The organism is Saccharomonospora iraqiensis subsp. paurometabolica YIM 90007, from assembly GCF_000231035.2.
GTDB classification, from domain to species: Bacteria; Actinomycetota; Actinomycetes; order Mycobacteriales; family Pseudonocardiaceae; genus Saccharomonospora; species Saccharomonospora paurometabolica.
In genome coordinates, this window is record NZ_KI912264.1 from 104,108 (window position 1) to 104,643 (window position 536).

Genomic DNA, 536 nt, shown 5'->3' on the forward strand with positions numbered 1-536 from the left:
GTTCGACGCGCCCCGGGTGCTGCGCGGGGCCACGGTCGGCGGCCTGATCGCCACGGCCGACGCCGGTCCGCTCGCGCACGCCTACGGGTCGATGCGCGACCTGGTGATCGGGGCGACGGTGGTGCTCGCCGACGGCACCGTCGCCCGCACCGGGGGGCACGTCATCAAGAACGTCGCCGGGTACGACCTGGCGAAGCTGATGCACGGCTCCTACGGCGCGTTCGGCCTGCTCGCCGAGGTGGTGCTGCGGTTGCACCCGGTGCCCGCCGCGACCCGGACGGTGTGCGTGGAGTGCCCGCTGCCGGAGGTCGCCGACCGCACGCGCACGGTGCTGTCCGGCGCGGCCGAACCGGTGTCCGTGGAATGGGTCGACGACCTGCTGCTGGTGCGGCTGGAGGGCACCCCGGAGGGGACCGACGCGCGGGCGCGGCACGTGGCCGAACAGCTCGGCGGGCGGGTGCTCACCGAGGACGACGCGGACGCCGCCTGGGCCCGGCACGCCGAGGTCACCGAGCGGGGCACGGTGCGGGTCGGGT

Annotated in this window: 1 protein-coding gene; it reads left to right on the forward strand. The window is 76.3% G+C overall.

The window, feature by feature from the left end; all coding sequences use genetic code 11:
* A partial coding sequence (locus SACPADRAFT_RS29725) for an FAD-binding oxidoreductase (protein WP_007027936.1) occupies positions 1 to 536 on the forward strand: 536 nt, incomplete at both ends.